The following is a 12,676-nucleotide window of genomic DNA, read 5'->3' on the forward strand; positions in this document are numbered from 1 at the left end:
GGTTGCGCCCCGGCACCGCGCTGCTACGCTCCGGCAAAACAGGAGGCCCCATGATCCGCACGCTCCCCCTCGCCCTCGCCCTCATCGGCAGCACCGCCAGCGCCCAAACCTGCGGCGGCGACGTCGGCAGCTTCAAACAGGGGCTCATCGACGAGGCCACGGCACGGGGGATCTCGGCCCAAACGGCAACAGCCTTCACCGCACCGCTGCAACTCGACCCGACGGTGATCGAGGCCGACCGCAGGCAAGGGGTCTTCCAGCGGGACTTCATCGATTTCTCACGGCGGCTGATCAGCCAGAACCGGATCGACAACGCCCGGGCCAACAGCCAGCGATACAGCAGCACCTTCGACCGGATCGAGGCCGACTACGGCGTCCCGCGCGGCGTGCTGCTGGCGTTCTGGGCCTTCGAGACGGACTTCGGCGGCTTCCAAGGGGATTTCAACACCGCCAATGCGCTGTTCACGCTGGCCCACGACTGCCGGCGGCCCGAGCTTTTCCGGCCACAACTCTTCGCCGCCATGACGCTGTTCGAACGGGGCGATTTCACGCACCAGACGACAGGGGCCTGGGCGGGGGAGATCGGGCAGGTGCAAATGCTGCCCGCCGACATCATCGAAAACGGGGTCGACGGAGACGGCGACGGACAGGTCACGCTCAAGACCTCGGCCATCGACGCGCTGATGTCCGGGGGCAAGATGCTGCAATCGCTCGGCTGGCGGCGGGGCGAGCCGTGGCTTCAGGAAATCCGGGTGCCGGACACGCTCGACTGGCGGGAAACCGGGCTCGACACCCAGCGGAGCGTCTCCGAATGGGCGGCACTCGGGATCACGGCCCGCAGCGGCGATCTCGGGCCGGCCAACCTGCCCGCCTCGGTGCTGCTGCCGATGGGCAAGGACGGACCCGCCTTCCTCGCCTACCCCAATTTCCGGGTCTATTTCGAATGGAACCAGTCGCTCACCTACGTGACGACTGCCGCCTATTTCGGCACCCGGATCATGGGGGCGCCGGTCTATGACGCAGGCAACCCCGATCCGGGGCTGACAGGCGAACAGATGATGGCGCTTCAGCGCAAGCTGGCGGCACGCGGGCACGACGTCGGCGGGATCGACGGGATCCTCGGGGCGGGCACGCGGGCGGCGGTGCAGGCCGAACAGGCGCGGCTCGGGCTACCTGCCGACGCATGGCCCACACGGGCGCTGCTCGACGCCCTATGATCCGGGCGCAATACCACATCCGGCGGGTGGGCGATCACCTGCACATCTGGGACTTGCGCAAACTCGCGGCTCTGGCAGCGGACTGCCCGGTCACAGAGCACCCGCTGGCCCGGATCGCGGAAATCGACGAAGCCTACTGGTTCGACGCCACCGGCGACCAGCCCACCTGCCGCGCGGTCATGGCGCACGCGGGACAGGCGGCGCAAACCGATCTCGGCTACCCGATCCTGCTCTGCGCTTCGGGGCGGGTGATGGACGGCATGCACCGGGTGATGAAAGCGGTTGCAGAAGGGCGAGACACCATCGCGGCGCGGCAGCTTCGGGAAACCCCGCCACCCGACTACATCGACAGATCGCTCGACGATCTGCCCTATGACTAAGGCCCGCGGGATGGCGGGCGGGGCGATGGCGCAGCCAAGCGACGACCCGTCATCCCTCCGGACGCACCGGATAGCGGCCACCATCCTCGGTCAACACCACGAGACGACCATCGGCACGAACATACATGTCGCACCGGGACCGGCCATTGTCATAGGCGATACAGATCACACCATCAGCAGACACCTGCCATTGGCCAATCTGGCTCTGCCCGCCGTTCAGCGCCGAATAAGTATAGGCATAGGCACCATCGGGCGAAAAGCGGGACTGGCCGTCGTCGTAGAACGTCAGGGTGCGGCCAGTAACAGCCGCCGACAGCGCCCCGGCATCCAGCCGCTCGTCGGTGGTCCGCACGGCCCAATCCTGCGCCACGGCGACCAAAGGGATCAAACTCGCAAGACAGGCAAAGACGACGGCACGCATGGCATTCCCCGGATCAAACTGGGGACAGCCTAGGCCGAAACAGCCGCCACACGTGTCACGATCGGGTGAAGCCGACACCGGGAGAGGTTAACTCCCGCCTCACAAGGCGCCCCTAGCGTTCAGGACGCGACCCGCCCACAAGTCGGTAATTTCGCACCGACGCAATACCGACGTCACACCGACGGGATACCGCAGGCGGTTTTCCGGCCGCCCCCCGATCGACGCCAAAGGTTAAGATCGGCCCGCGCCCCGCCCGATCGGATCAGGCCACCAATTGCTCGGCCTTCTTCAGATCCACGCTGACCAACTGGCTAACCCCTTGTTCGCCCATGGTAACGCCGAACAAGCGGTCCATCCGGCTCATCGTCACCGCATGGTGGGTGATGACAAGGAACCGGGTCTCGGTGCGGCGGGTCATCTCGTCGAGCAGATCGCAGAACCGGGTCACGTTGGCATCGTCGAGCGGCGCGTCCACCTCGTCCAGCACACAGATCGGCGCCGGGTTCGCAAGGAACACCGCAAAGATCAGCGCCAGCGCGGTCAGGGTCTGCTCACCACCGGACAACAGGCTGAGAACACTCAACTTCTTGCCGGGAGGCTGGCACATGATCTCCAGACCCGCATCCAGAGGATCTTCGGATTCCACTAGCTCCAGCCGCGCCTCACCGCCGCCAAACAGGTGCTTGAACAGCGTGCCAAAGCTCTCGTTGACCTGCTCGAAAGCGGTCAAAAGCCGCTCGCGACCCTCCTTGTTGAGGCTGGCAATCCCGGTGCGGAGCGCCCCGATCGCCTCCTCGAGATCATTTTTCTCCTTGGCTAAAGAATCATGCTCGGTCTGAACCTCCAGCGCATCCTCCTCGGCGCGCAAATTCACCGCACCAAGGGAATCCCGCTGCCGGCGCAACATCGCCACCTCGGTTTCCACCGCCGAAGCATCGCCTTGAATCTCGGCCTCGTCTCCCAATGATTCCAGCAGCTTGGCAGGCGTCTGTTCCAAGGCTTCCATGATGCGATCCGCCGCCGTGGTCACCGTTTCACGGGCCGCTTCGGTCCGGGCTTCGGCGCGGGCACGGGCCTCGCGGGCCTCCGAGGCGGCACGCTCCGCCTCACGCTCGGCCAAGGTCGTCTCGCGCAGAGCCGATTCGGCCACCGCCAAAGCATCCGCCGCCGCCGCCCGACGCGCCTCCCCCTCGGTCAGCGCATCGGCCAATTCGGCCCGCTTCGCCGCAATCTCGTCCGGCGCGGCCCATGCCTCGGCCAGCTCGTCCTCGGCCTCGGATCTGCGCTCCGACAGTTCGGCCATGCGACGGGCCGCCGTGTCGAGCCGCGTCTGCCAGCCGTTGATTTCCTTGGTAATATCCTGAATGCGACGGGTCCGGGCCTCACCCTCGCGGCGCAATTCGTCATGGCCCGAACGGCGCGACATCATCGTGATCCGAGCGGCCTCGACCGTAGTGCGAAGGTCGTCGACAGCCGCCCGCGACGCCGCCAGATTGCCCAAGCCTTCCGCGGCCCTCTCGGCCTCGGTCAGGGACTTGCGGGCGGACATCGCCTCATCCTCGTGACGGGCCAGCGCCAACGTCGACGCCTCGCGGCGACCCTCCGCCAAGTCGCGATCCGCCTCCGCCCGCGCCAGCGCCCGGTTCGCCTCGGCCACCAGCCGGTCGGCATCCCTGCGGGCCGCACGGGCGCGGCTATCGGCCTCGGTCAAGGCCGACAATCGCTCGGTCAACGCCTCGTGTGCCTGCAACGCGCCCTGCGCACGGGCGGCCACTTCCTCCAGATCCCGCTTCAGCTCGACCAGCCGGTTCAGCTGCTGCAACCGCAACGCCGCCGCCGACGGCGCATCCTCCGCCCCGGCACAGAACCCGTCCCAGCGCCACAGATCGCCCTCGGTGCTGACAAGGCGCTGACCGGGCAGCAACGAGGGCTGCAAGCGGGCGCCTTCGGCCGCACCGACCAATCCGACCTGCGCCATCCGGCGGGCCAACACACCGGGAACATTGACATAATTCGTCAGGGCGACGACGCCTTCGGGCAAGGTCTGGCTCTTGGCATAGGCGGGCAACGTCACCCAGCCTGACTGCCCGGCCTCGACCGCCGGGGCACGCAGATCATCGGCCAGCGCAGCGCCCAGCGCCTTCTCATAACCGGCGGTGACCTCGAGCAGATCCATGACCTGCCCGCCCTCGCTCGTGTCCCTCTCGACCAAGCGGGCAAGCGCAGCGACCTCGGCCCGCAAAGCGCTGGCTTCGCCCTCGGCCTCGGAACGCTGCGCCCGAGCGTCGGCCTCGCGGCTCTGGGTCTCTGCGCGGGCGGCCTCGGTCTCGGCCAAAGTCTCGTCGGCGGCCTCGGCCGTCGCCACGGCCGTCTCCAGCGCTTCTTCGGCCGCTGCCAAATCCGCCGATGACTTGCGGAGCAGCGCCTCTGCATCCGACAGTGCCGTCTTGGCGCGTTCGGCCTCGGCGGTGTTTTTGGCCAGGGTCTTGCGGTTGTCCTCGATCAATCGTTGCGCAGACTGGTGGCGGGCGGCCAGCCGGGCCACATCCTCGGTCTGTTCGGTCATCGACGCTTCGCGCGATTGCAGCACGTCAGCCGCCTCGCGCGATGCCGCCGCCGCCGCCGCAAGCCGGCCGTCATGGCCACGACCAGCGGCCTCCAGCTCAGCCGCTTCGGCCTTCAAGCCCTCCATCGTCTCGCCTGCGTCGCGATTGAGCGCCTCCTCGCGCTCCCGGTCGCGATCCAGTTGGGCGATGCGATCGGTCAAGGCCGCGATCCGCGAACGGGCCCGGGTCTCTTCCTCAGCCAGAGTGTCGCGACTGACGATCAGGCGCTGCAGGATGGCGCCCGCGATGGCCTCCTCCTCGCGGAGCGCGGGCAAGTCTTCTTCGGCCTGCGCACGGGCGCGGCCCGCGGACTGGGCCGCCGTTTCCGCACGGGCGGCTTCCAGCGTGCGCTCCTTCTGAGCGCCCTCCGCCTCCAGCCGAGCGGCATCCGCCTCGGCCCAGCGACGATACAGCAACAGCCCCTCGGCGCGGCGGAGTTTTTCACCGATCTCACGATACCGGGCGGCTTGGCGGGCCTGCCGGGCCAGCTGGGCCAGTTGGGCGGCCAACTGCTCGATCACATCGTCGACGCGAAGCAGATTGGCCTCCGCGCCCTTCAGCTTCAACTCGGCCTCGTGGCGGCGCTGATACAGGCCAGAGATGCCGGCGGCCTCTTCCAGGATGCGGCGGCGGTTGGTCGGCTTGGCGTTGATCAGCTCCGAAATCTGGCCCTGCCGGACGAGTGCCGGCGAATGCGCACCGGTCGAGGCGTCGGCAAACAGCATCTGCACATCGCGGGCGCGCACATCCTTGGCGCCGACCTTGTAGGCGCTGCCCGCGTCGCGGGTAATACGGCGGACGATCTCCAGATTGTCGGCATCGTTGAACGCGGCAGGCGCCAGACGTTCGGCGTTGTCGATGGTCAGAACCACCTCGGCATAATTGCGGGCCGGGCGGGTCGAGGCCCCGGCGAAGATCACGTCCTCCATGCCGCCCCCGCGCATCGCCGTCGGGCGGTTCTCGCCCATCACCCAGCGCAGCGCCTCCAGAAGGTTGGATTTGCCACAGCCATTCGGCCCGACAATGCCGGTCAGGCCATCGGCGATCACCAGATCGGTCGGATCGACAAAGCTCTTGAAGCCATTCAGGCGCAGCCGGGTAAAGCGCATCAGGTCGCCTTTTGCGATTCTAGACAGTGTCGAAGGATGACGGACCCGGCGGGGGCGAGTCAACGACGGCACACCACTTTCAGCGGGGCATAGGCGGTTATCCACAACATATTGGGGCGATGCGCAGCCGTCCGAGGCTTCTTTGGGTCAAAAATATCCAATGGCGCGGGCTGACCACGGGCGTGACGGCCAAAACGGAATGCCGCCTTCCCCCACCGCGATGTCGCAATGGCCACTTGACGGGCCGCGCGGTCAACTTCACAACTAAAGAGCATGGTTCCCCGCCAAAGGCGCAAAGCGCCGGGGATCAAAAGGGAATGCGGTGCGGGCTGATCCTGAACAGGAGGCCCAAATCCGCAGCCGCCCCCGCGACTGTCAGCGGCGAGCGGTCGTCATTCGAGCCACTGGGCAACCGGGAAGGCAGACGACACGCAGCGACCCGCAAGCCAGGAGACCTGCCATGCACGGGAACCGCATCACGCGGGGTCCGGCCTTTTGTAACGGACGGGGTGTTCCGTAGGGGTAAGCCAGCGCAAAGAACGGTGGCTCCTCTGACGATACCTCCCTTCACGACACTGATCCGAAGGGGACAGACATGAAAAAGCTACTTCTCGCCGCCGCAGGCGTCACCATCGCCAGCCCCGCACTCGCGCATCACCCTCTGGGCGGATTGCCGATGGAAACCCTCGCTCACGGGCTGTTGTCCGGCGTCGGACATCCGGTGCTCGGGTTCGATCACCTGTTCTTCGTGGCGCTGATGGGCGTGGCGGCTGTGTTCACCGGTCGCAAGATGCTGGCACCCGCCGCCTATATCGGCGCGATGCTGGTCGGCTGCGCGATGATCTACGCAGGCGTGGCACTGCCCGCCGTCGAAGGCGTCGTCGTCGCCTCGCTGGTGGTGCTGGGCGGGATCGTCCTGTCGGGCCGGTCTCTGAGCTTCGCCCCCGCCCTTGTGCTCTTTGCAGCCTTCGGCCTGTTCCACGGCGCGGCCTTCGGCGGCTCGATCGCGGGCCAGGAAGGCGGCGTCGGCGGCGCGGTGCTGCTCGGCTACTTCGTCGGTCTGGGCCTGATCCAATATGCCATCGCTCTGGGTGCAGGCTGGGTCGCTGAAAAAGTTCTGGGGGCCACCACCGCCTCCGCGATCAACGCCCGGCTCGCCGGTGCAATGGTTGCCGGTGTCGGCGTCTTCATGGCCCTCGAAATGGTCGAAGGTCCGATCGTCGCGATCCTCGCCGGCGCCTGATCTCTTTCCCCTTGCATTGACGGGCGGTCCCTCGGGGCCGCCCGTTTCACACCTAGCCCACCGGAGCTGCCACCATGCCCGCCAAGATACCCGCCACCGTCATCACCGGTTTTCTCGGTGCCGGTAAGACCACGCTGATCCGACACATGCTGCAAAACGCAGAGGGAAAGCGGATCGCCCTGATCATCAACGAATTCGGTGATCTCGGCGTCGACGGCGAAATCCTGCGCGGCTGCGGGATCGAGAACTGCGCCGACGAGGACGTGGTGGAGCTGTCGAACGGCTGCATCTGCTGCACCGTGGCCGACGATTTCATCCCCACGATGGAGGCGCTGCTGTCGCGCGAAACGCCGCCCGATCACATCGTGATCGAGACCTCCGGTCTGGCCCTGCCTCAGCCCCTCGTGCGGGCCTTCAACTGGCCGGGGATTTCCACCCGCGTCACCGTCGACGGCGTCGTCACCGTGGTCGACGGCAAGGCCGTGACCGAAGGCCGCTTTGCCCATGATGTCGCCGCCGTGGATGCCCAGCGCACCGCCGACGAAGGGCTCGACCACGACACCCCGCTCTCCGAGCTGTTCGAAGACCAGATCGCCTGCGCCGACATGATCGTGGTGAACAAATCCGACCTGCTGACCGAAGCTGAAGCAGAGGCCCTCACCACCCGGCTGAAATCCGAAGCACGCGGCAGCGTGCAGGTGCTGCGCGCCTCGATGGGCGCCCTGCCCGTCGACGTGCTCCTCGGCCAAGGGGTCGGGGCAGAGGCGGATATGGACGCCCGCCACGAGATCCACCACCATCATCACCACGATGATGACGATCACCACGACGACGATCACCACGACGGTGACGACCATCACCACCACGAACATGCGCATGGCCACGACGAATTCGAAAGTTTCGTCGTCAATGCCTCAGAGATCACAGACCCAAAAGCGTTCACGCTGCATCTGGCCGACGTTATCCGGCAGCACGACATCCTGCGGCTCAAGGGCTTCGCGGCGGTGACGGGCAAGCCGATGCGGCTCACCATCCAGGCCGTCGGTCCTCGGATCGACAGCTACTACGACCAGCCCTTCGGCGCGGCCGCCCGCGAGACCCGGCTGGTGGTGATCGGCATGGCCGGGCTCGACCGGGGGGCAATCGAAAGCGCACTGCAATCCCAGCCGCAAAAGGCCCCGCAGCCGGCATGAGCGTGACCGTCCGCAAAGGCGACCCCCGCTCGGCCGACGGGACGGCGCTCCTGCAGGCGAGCCATGACTACCTGTCCTCGCTCTACCCGCCCGAGCATAATCACTACCTGTCGATCGACGCGCTCTGCACCGACGACATCACCTTCCTGATCGCCGAGCGCGACGGGAAAGCCACCGGCTGCGCCGCGCTCAAACGGTTCGACGGCTACGGCGAGGTCAAATCCATGTTCGTCGATCCGGGCGCACGCGGCTCCGGAACCGGGGCGGCGCTGATGGGGGCGCTAGAGGCCGAGGCGCGGGCGCAAGGGCTCGGGCTGCTCCGGCTGGAAACCGGCGACGACCTCTACCCTGCGCACCGGCTGTATCAGCGGCACGGTTTCACACTCTGCGGCCCGTTCGGCGACTATGTCGAAGGACCACACTCCATATTCATGGAACGACAGCTATGACGACAGGCGCACTACTTGCGCAGCGCCTTGCCCTTCTCGGTCTCTTCATCCACCTCTTCGGGCGGGCCGGCCCGGCTCGTCGTCAGAGCCTTGAGGCGAGCCATCCGCTCCTTCGGGCTCAGCTTGGCGGGGGCGTCCTTGGAATTGGGCTGATCGGTCATCGGTCTGCTCCTGTGGATCGGGCTGTCCACGAAACTTTACGCCGAGCGCGGCGCTTACCACAAGGCACCACCGACCCATGCACCTGCTAGCAGCGACCCCCGGCGCCATCGGCGACGGCAAAGAGCCCGTCGACCTGGGGCAAAGCCCGGCGGACGTGGTGATTCTCTCCGCCGCCGATACGGAACTGGCGCTCCTGTCCGAGGCGCGGGCCGCGATGGACACACCGCCCAGCCTGCGGCTGGCCAACATCATGCACCTCAACCACCCGCTTTCGGTGGACATGCACCTGGACACCTGCGCCACGAAATCGCGGCTGGTGATCGCGCGGATCCTCGGTGGAGCCGGCTACTGGCGCTATGGGTTCGAACAATACGCCGCGCGGCTGCACGAGGCCGGGGTCAGCTTCTGCGCCCTGCCCGGCGACGACAAACCCGACCCGGACCTGCGGACCTTCTCCACCGTCTCCGACGACGACTACGACGCGCTCTGGTCCTACTTCGTCGAAGGCGGGGCCGAAAACGCGACCCGGCTGCTCGGCTACGCCAAGGCGATGCTGGACGGCACCGACAAACCCGCCTCCGCCAGCCCGCTGCTCAAGGCCGGCGTCTACTGGCCCGGCACCGGCATGGCCGACCTCAGCACCGCACAAGCGGCTTGGGCCCCGGATGCTCCGGTGGTCCCCATCGTCTTCTACCGGGCGCTGGTGCAAGGCGCGGGGCTCGGCCCGATCAACCAGCTGGTCAAGACGATGCTGCGGTCCGGGCTGGCCCCGCTGCCGATCTTCGTGGCCTCGCTGAAAGACCCGGTCAGCCAAGCCACCCTCGACCACCTGTTCCAATCCGCACCGCCCTCGGTCATCCTGAACGGCACTGCCTTTGCGGTGGGCAATCCGCACGGCGACAGCAGCCCCGAAAACCCGCTCACCAGCGCATCCGGCAATGGCGCCCCTGTGTTTCAGGTGATCCTGTCCGGCAGCAGCGCCGAGGCATGGGCCTCCGGCAACGCCGGGCTTTCGGCGCGGGATATCGCGATGAACGTCGCCCTGCCCGAGGTCGACGGGCGGCTCATCACCCGGGCGATCAGCTTCAAGGGCGAGGCGTTCTTCGACCCCGACACCGAATGCCCGATCGCCACCTATCAGGCGCAAACCGACCGGATCCAATTCGTGACGGCCCTCACCGCAAACTGGGCCAAACTGCAACGGACCCCCGCCAAGGACCGCAAGGTCACCCTGATCCTCGCCAACTACCCAAACCGGGACGGCAGGCTCGCCAACGGCGTCGGGCTCGACACGCCCGCGGCCACGCTGCACACGCTCAACCTGCTCAATGAGGCCGGTTACAACACCGGCCCGCTGCCCGCCACGGCGCAAGAGTTGATGGACAGGCTCATGTCCGGCCCCACCAACTGGCGAACAGACCGGGCCGACCGGCAAGGCGGCGAGCACTACCCGCTCAGCGCCTACGACGCCGCCTTCAGAAACCTGCCTTGGTCCGCCAAGACCCAGATCACCACCCGCTGGGGCGAGGCGGCAAGCGATCCCTTCATCTTGGCCGAAAAACTCACGACACAGGACTCGCCGCCCGCGGACGATACGGGTTTCAAACTGTCCCTGCACCGGTTCGGCAATATCACCATTGGGCTGCAACCGGCGCGGGGCTACAACATCGACCCAAAGGAAACCTATCACTCGCCCGACCTGATCCCGCCGCACAACTACCTGGCCTTCTACCTTTGGGTGCGGGAAAATTCCGACGCCATCGTCCACATGGGCAAACACGGCAATCTGGAATGGCTTCCGGGCAAGGCCGTGGCACTCGGCCCCGAGGACTGGCCCGAACTGACACTCGGCCCCATGCCGCACGTCTACCCGTTCATCGTCAACGACCCCGGCGAGGGCACACAGGCGAAACGGCGGGCGCAGGCGGTCATCGTCGATCACCTGACGCCGCCACTGACGCGGGCGGAATCCTACGGGCCGCTGCGCGATCTCGAAGCGCTCGTGGACGAATACTACGACGCCGCCGGAATGGACCCGCGACGGCTGACCCGGCTCAAGAAAGACATCCTCAGCCTCAGCGAAACCACCGGCTTGGCGCAGGACGCTGGCTTCACCGGCGACGAGGACCACGATCTGGGACAACTCGACGCCTATCTCTGCGACCTCAAGGAAGCACAAATCCGCGACGGGCTGCACATCTTCGGGCAAAGCCCGGAGGGCGAACTCACCCGCAACCTCGCCATCGCCCTTGCCCGGGTGCCACGCGGCGACGGTTCAGGACAAGACGCCTCACTGCTGCGCGCGCTGGCCGCAGACCTCGGCCTCGATTTCGACCCGCTCAGCGCCGATCTCGGCACGCCATGGGCCGGGCCACGACCCGACACGCTCAACGCCCTCAGCCGCGATACATGGCGCACCACCGGCGACACGGTGGAACGGCTCGAACTCTACAGCATCCAGCTCATCGACACCCTGCGGGACGGCAACCCGAACGCGTATCGGGACGGTGGGTGGGGCGGCGCGGGGCTTGCCCCGCAAGCGTCACCCCCCGGCCCGGCCAGCGCCGCCGTGCTCGATCACATCGGCCAGCATATCCTGCCCACGATCGCACAGTGCGGCCCCGCCGAAGGGAACGCCCTGCTCACCGCGCTCAGCGGCAAGGCCATCGCCCCCGGCCCCTCCGGCGCGCCCACACGCGGGCGGATGGACACGCTGCCCACAGGTCGGAATTTCTACAGCGTCGACAGCCGGGCCGTGCCGACGCCGACGGCGTGGTCGCTCGGCTGGGCCTCGGCCAACCTGCTGATCGAAAAACATCTACAAGACCACGGCGACTGGCCCCGCGCGATGCTCGTCACCGCATGGGGCACCGCCAACATGCGGACCGGCGGCGACGACATCGCGCAGGCTCTGGCGCTCATGGGGGTCAAGCCGAAATGGGATGCGGCCAACCGGCGAGTCACCGGCTTCGACATCCTGCCCTTGGGCACGCTCGGGCGGCCGCGGGTCGATGTGACGCTGCGGGTCTCGGGCTTCTTTCGGGATGCCTTCCCGCAACTGATCGCGCTGGTCGACAGCGCGGCGCGAGCGATCCAGGCCCTCGACGAGCCCGCCGACGACAACCCGGCCGCCGCCCGCGCGCGGCAAGGCGAAGGCACCGCACGGGTCTTTGGCTCGAAACCCGGCGCCTACGGGGCGGGACTTCAGGCGCTGATCGACGAACGGCTCTGGACCACCCGCGCCGATCTGGGCGAGGCCTATCTGGAATGGGGCGGCTACGCCTACGGAGCGGGGCAGGAAGGCGTGCGGGATCGGACCGGCCTCGAACAGCGGCTCGGACAGGTCGAGGCGATCGTGCAAAATCAGGACAACCGCGAACACGACATCCTCGACAGCGACGACTACTACCAATTCGAAGGCGGCGCCGCCGCCGCGGTCCACGCCCTGCAAGGGCGCGACAGGCCGATCTATCACAACGATCACTCGCGGCCCGAACGGCCGGTGATCCGCACCCTCGAGGATGAGATCGGGCGGGTGATCCGGTCGCGGGTGGTCAATCCCAAATGGATCGACGGGGTCAAGCGGCACGGCTACAAGGGCGCGTTCGAGATCGCGGCCACGGTCGACTACCTCTTTGCCTTCTCCGCCACCACCGGAGCGGTGCGCAACCACCACTTCGATCTGGTCGAAGAAGCGTTTCTGGCCGACGACGACACGCGGGATTTCATCGAAGAGCACAACGCTCCGGCGTTGGCCGACATCGCGGACCGGCTGCACGAGGCGATCGAGCGCGGGCTTTGGGTGCCACGCTCCAATTCCGCCCGCGCCCGGATCGATGGGCTGCGGCGGGACACCTCGACCGGCTAGGCCATCACCTGACCGGAAATGCCTCCGC

At 67.1% G+C, this 12,676-nt stretch carries 9 protein-coding genes and 1 riboswitch; of the genes, 6 read left to right on the plus strand and 3 right to left on the minus strand.

Annotated elements, in window-relative coordinates; all coding sequences use genetic code 11:
- Nucleotides 1-50 precede the first annotated feature (50 nt).
- Both LOM8899_RS03120 and LOM8899_RS03125 read left to right on the plus strand, forming a co-directional pair.
- Entirely contained in the window at nucleotides 51-1,217 is a 1,167-nt protein-coding gene (locus tag LOM8899_RS03120; protein ID WP_093990678.1) for a lytic murein transglycosylase, read from the plus strand.
- The gene (locus LOM8899_RS03125; RefSeq protein WP_093990679.1) at nucleotides 1,214-1,597 is read left to right on the plus strand and encodes a hypothetical protein; all 384 of its coding nucleotides are present in this window, start codon (nucleotides 1,214-1,216) and stop codon (nucleotides 1,595-1,597) included. Before LOM8899_RS03120 ends, LOM8899_RS03125 begins: the two co-directional genes overlap by 4 nt.
- A gap of 49 nt (nucleotides 1,598-1,646) precedes the next feature.
- Here the strand turns inward: LOM8899_RS03125 and LOM8899_RS03130 are convergent, their stop codons facing one another.
- Together LOM8899_RS03130 and smc are read right to left on the minus strand one after the other, a co-directional pair.
- Nucleotides 1,647-2,018: a hypothetical protein gene (locus LOM8899_RS03130; RefSeq protein WP_093990680.1), complete on the minus strand. Its 372-nt coding sequence runs from the start codon at nucleotides 2,016-2,018 to the stop codon at nucleotides 1,647-1,649.
- 262 nt (nucleotides 2,019-2,280) lie between these two features.
- Nucleotides 2,281-5,733: a chromosome segregation protein SMC gene (gene smc, locus LOM8899_RS03135; protein WP_093990681.1), complete on the minus strand. Its 3,453-nt coding sequence runs from the start codon at nucleotides 5,731-5,733 to the stop codon at nucleotides 2,281-2,283.
- 257 nt (nucleotides 5,734-5,990) lie between these two features.
- A riboswitch (cobalamin riboswitch) is annotated at nucleotides 5,991-6,210 on the plus strand.
- Nucleotides 6,211-6,328: 118 nt separating this feature from the next.
- On the opposite strand from smc, the gene LOM8899_RS03140 reads away from it, so the two are divergent.
- The 3 genes from LOM8899_RS03140 (at nucleotide 6,329) to LOM8899_RS03150 (ending at nucleotide 8,618) form a co-directional block, all read left to right on the plus strand.
- A complete protein-coding gene (locus LOM8899_RS03140) occupies nucleotides 6,329-6,976 on the plus strand; it encodes a HupE/UreJ family protein (RefSeq protein WP_093990682.1) in 648 nt (215 codons plus the stop codon).
- Between the two features lie 74 nt (nucleotides 6,977-7,050).
- The gene (gene cobW, locus LOM8899_RS03145) at nucleotides 7,051-8,169 is read left to right on the plus strand and encodes a cobalamin biosynthesis protein CobW (protein ID WP_093990683.1); all 1,119 of its coding nucleotides are present in this window, start codon (nucleotides 7,051-7,053) and stop codon (nucleotides 8,167-8,169) included.
- Nucleotides 8,166-8,618, plus strand: coding sequence for a GNAT family N-acetyltransferase (locus LOM8899_RS03150; protein WP_093990684.1), 453 nt, complete (start codon nucleotides 8,166-8,168; stop codon nucleotides 8,616-8,618). The genes cobW and LOM8899_RS03150 overlap by 4 nt, the downstream gene beginning before the upstream one ends.
- Nucleotides 8,619-8,629: 11 nt before the next feature.
- Here LOM8899_RS03150 and LOM8899_RS23340 read toward each other — a convergent pair whose 3' ends face one another.
- Entirely contained in the window at nucleotides 8,630-8,779 is a 150-nt protein-coding gene (locus LOM8899_RS23340; RefSeq protein WP_168770454.1) for a hypothetical protein, read from the minus strand.
- A 77-nt stretch (nucleotides 8,780-8,856) separates the two neighbouring features.
- Between LOM8899_RS23340 and cobN the strand changes: the two genes are divergently transcribed.
- Nucleotides 8,857-12,648 carry a cobaltochelatase subunit CobN gene (gene cobN / locus LOM8899_RS03155; RefSeq protein ID WP_093990685.1) on the plus strand — a complete coding sequence of 1,264 codons (3,792 nt, stop codon included), beginning with the start codon at nucleotides 8,857-8,859 and terminating at the stop codon, nucleotides 12,646-12,648.
- The last annotated feature ends 28 nt before the right edge of the window (nucleotides 12,649-12,676 follow it).

This window comes from Flavimaricola marinus, from assembly GCF_900184895.1.
GTDB classification, from domain to species: Bacteria; Pseudomonadota; Alphaproteobacteria; order Rhodobacterales; family Rhodobacteraceae; genus Flavimaricola; species Flavimaricola marinus.

What these genes read in the sequence shown, in the direction of transcription:
- LOM8899_RS03120 (WP_093990678.1), top strand. Translation starts at nt 51, where the DNA reads ATGATCCGCACGCTCCCCCTCGCCCTCGCCCTCATCGGCAGCACCGCC.
- LOM8899_RS03125 (WP_093990679.1), top strand. Translation starts at nt 1,214, where the DNA reads ATGATCCGGGCGCAATACCACATCCGGCGGGTGGGCGATCACCTGCAC.
- LOM8899_RS03130 (WP_093990680.1), bottom strand. Translation starts at nt 2,018, where the DNA reads ATGCGTGCCGTCGTCTTTGCCTGTCTTGCGAGTTTGATCCCTTTGGTC.
- smc (WP_093990681.1), bottom strand. Translation starts at nt 5,733, where the DNA reads ATGCGCTTTACCCGGCTGCGCCTGAATGGCTTCAAGAGCTTTGTCGAT.
- LOM8899_RS03140 (WP_093990682.1), top strand. Translation starts at nt 6,329, where the DNA reads ATGAAAAAGCTACTTCTCGCCGCCGCAGGCGTCACCATCGCCAGCCCC.
- cobW (WP_093990683.1), top strand. Translation starts at nt 7,051, where the DNA reads ATGCCCGCCAAGATACCCGCCACCGTCATCACCGGTTTTCTCGGTGCC.
- LOM8899_RS03150 (WP_093990684.1), top strand. Translation starts at nt 8,166, where the DNA reads ATGAGCGTGACCGTCCGCAAAGGCGACCCCCGCTCGGCCGACGGGACG.
- LOM8899_RS23340 (WP_168770454.1), bottom strand. Translation starts at nt 8,779, where the DNA reads ATGACCGATCAGCCCAATTCCAAGGACGCCCCCGCCAAGCTGAGCCCG.
- cobN (WP_093990685.1), top strand. Translation starts at nt 8,857, where the DNA reads ATGCACCTGCTAGCAGCGACCCCCGGCGCCATCGGCGACGGCAAAGAG.